Annotated in this window: 2 protein-coding genes and 1 pseudogene; all 3 read right to left on the minus strand. The window is 65.1% G+C overall.

The window, feature by feature from the left end; all coding sequences use genetic code 11:
• Nucleotides 1-376 (minus strand): annotated as a pseudogene (locus tag VFA16_RS20715) (hypothetical protein); the annotation flags it as partial.
• A gap of 109 nt (nt 377-485) precedes the next feature.
• A complete protein-coding gene (locus VFA16_RS20720; protein ID WP_324969630.1) occupies nt 486-1,640 on the minus strand; it encodes an MEDS domain-containing protein in 1,155 nt (384 codons plus the stop codon).
• A complete protein-coding gene (locus VFA16_RS20725) occupies nt 1,640-2,593 on the minus strand; it encodes a sensor histidine kinase (protein ID WP_324969631.1) in 954 nt (317 codons plus the stop codon). The genes VFA16_RS20720 and VFA16_RS20725 overlap by 1 nt, the downstream gene beginning before the upstream one ends.
• Nucleotides 2,594-2,725 lie beyond the last annotated feature (132 nt).

Genomic DNA, 2,725 nt, shown 5'->3' on the forward strand with positions numbered 1-2,725 from the left:
CGGCATCGACGATCCGCGAGCGGCTAAACCCCATCTGCCGGCCACGTTTGAGCACCTCGGAGACGATCTCGATGCGACGGACATCGCGCCCCGGGTCGAGGATTTGGCAGGAGTGAATGACCGGATTGGGTACCGCTTCCAAGTCGGACATGCCGCCGCCTTCTGGGGAAGCGATTCCGAGCACGGCCAGCAGCAGTCCGCCGGTGGCGTTGCGCATATCGCGGCGCAGAGTGACGGTGTCGTCGACCGGCCCGAGGTCCATTGACGCGTAGCTGCGGCCGATGTAGCGGTAGCTCAACAGCCCGCCCCAGCGGCGGCGAAGCTCGGCGGCGTAGGCCTCGGGGTCACCGGCGAGTTCCCGAATGTCGCGCAACACTCCGCCTCTCCCTTCCGTCATGGGCAACGTACCGGCAGCAGCAGGCACGCGATCGGCGGTCGCACACTCCGCGCGCCCCGGCGGCCTATCGGCATCCAATAACCGGCGGTCAGGCCGGACTCGGCGGCCACAACTGGTTGTGGACCGCTTCCAGCGCGTCGAGAGTGCCCAGGGGAATGTCGGTGGCGCCTTCGCTAGCCAGTTCCGCGTCGATCTGCTCCGCAAGCTCCCAGACCGTGGTGTCGGTGTCCTGCGCCAATCGCGCGAGCAGAACGAACGCCTCCTGGTGGCCGATTCCGAAGTGCCGCTTCAGAATTCGCTTGAGCCGGTTGACGGCGGCTTGGCTGGCTGGCCGCTCACCATGTCGCGCTCTGTGGAGCAGCCCTGTCGGCGCGTCTCCTGATGGGTATACCGGCGCCGGGTGCAACTCGACATTGGTGAGGTTCAGCAAACCAACCAGCCGGGTGACGACAGGCTGATCCGTGCACAGCCGGACCCTGCGGTTGTGCTGGCGGGCGCATTCATCCAGCAGGAGCATTTGTTCATGGCCGATGAATTCCAGGCCTTGAGCGTCGATGTTGACGGTGCGCTCGGCTACCAGCGGGAGGGTGCGCTGCAGTGTGGTGGCGAAGAGCTCGTTGCTGGTGTCGTCGACTTCGCCGAACAGCGCGAAGTCAATGCCATCCACGGGTTGGGCGTAGATCCGGAACATGACCGATCCGCGGCCCACGAACGGGTGCAAGCAGATGAGCTCTGACGCGGCCCGACCGACTCGTGTCGTGTCGTATCCACACAGCGCAGAGAACGGCAGCACCGCCATCTGCTGATCGACGAGGTACTCGAGGGTTGCCAACGCATCGCGTTGTTCAGTGGTACGTGCTACCGGTGTGACATCGGAGACCGCACGGAAACCGGTGTATCCGTTGACGATCGCATCTTCTGCCGCGGCGAGATACTTGTCCACCGCCCGATCGGCATCGATGACGTCGCTGCCCGGATGATACGGGTAGTACTCGTCGGCCGGCAGTACCTCGATCAGGCCCGAATCGAGATGCTCGCGAATCGCCGGCATTGTCGCCAGCTCCGAGTAGAGCGTTTCGTGCGTGCCTTCCCCGGCATAGGCGATGCGCTGCTTATGCCGCAGTCCAACGGTGATGTATTCCGAGGCGCGGCAAAGAAACTCCGCCCGGTCGCGGTAGCCCCAGCCGAGATGGCCGAACGGAGCCATTCCGGCCGCCGACCGCACGGCACCGTGCTGACGCATCAGGCGACGTCCTCCACTCGAAGATAGGCGCGGATCGTCGTTTCGCCCGGCATGGTATGGCTGCGCAGCAAGTCGGCCACGGCGTTCACCACACCGAGCCCTCGTCCGCAAGCGCTATCACTTCCATATGGTCGCCGCCCGATCAGCGGATCTTCGAGGTAGCCGCCGTCACGTGCTTGGCATACCAGATGACCGTCGTGCCGCCAAAACTCGAGCCGGCATGCGCCGTCGGCATGGTGCAGGCAACTGGCGGCCAATTCGTTAGCGATCAACAGCAGGTCGGCAGATTGGTTCGGGGAAAGCCCGAACCAATGGGCGTAAGTGGCCGCAAACGCTCGAGCGCCGGCGAGGTCAGCCAGCACCGACACGGTGTAGGTGACCGCTGTCGGGCTGCTGGGGAGCGGTTCGTTGTAGTGCAGCCACGCGGCCTCGGGCGCGAAGGCTGGGCTGTCTTCCTCGGGCTGTCCGGTGTGCCAGAGCAGCGGGTGGGTGGTGCGCGCGTCGGCGAGCGCCTTCGCGTCGAGCAGTGTCGCGTCGTATGGACATAGGACAGTCATCTCCCGGCCGGCGAAAGCGGTGTTGACCAGCGCCTCGTGCTGGACGCATGCCGGGTACTCCGCTTTGGACCGGGTTGGCCAGATCTGTTCGCCGACCATGCGCACCCGGTGCGGTGCGTGCTCTTCGGCGAAGTGGCTCAGTATTCCGCCCAGAATCCATCCGGGATTGCGCCCTGCCGTCGTCATGTCGACCATCGTGACGTCGGCGACGGTGTCACCCACGGCATCGCGCAATAGCGCCAGATTGGGTCCCGGTACCGCGACCAGCACGGGTTGGCCGGCTTGCAATCCGTCGGTGATGAAGGGCGCAACGCAGTCCAGATATTCCTGCGGGGAGTGGTAGAACAGCGCTGGGTGTGTGAAGGCGCCGCGATCTATAGAGGTAGTGGTCGTCACGTCGGCGACTCCCGCGCGGTCCCGGCCCGACGGTGCTGTCGGCGGTGATGACATTTCGGCGTCTGCCGGTCACCGGGGACCCCGCGCGGTAACGGAACAAGAAGAATGGCCCACTGCGCTTGGGCTCTAGGT

The organism is Mycobacterium sp. (assembly GCF_035653355.1).
Taxonomy (GTDB): Bacteria; Actinomycetota; Actinomycetes; order Mycobacteriales; family Mycobacteriaceae; genus Mycobacterium.

Coding starts and splice junctions, on each gene's coding strand:
- VFA16_RS20720 (WP_324969630.1), bottom strand. CDS start 1,640: ATGCGTCAGCACGGTGCCGTGCGGTCGGCGGCCGGAATGGCTCCGTTC.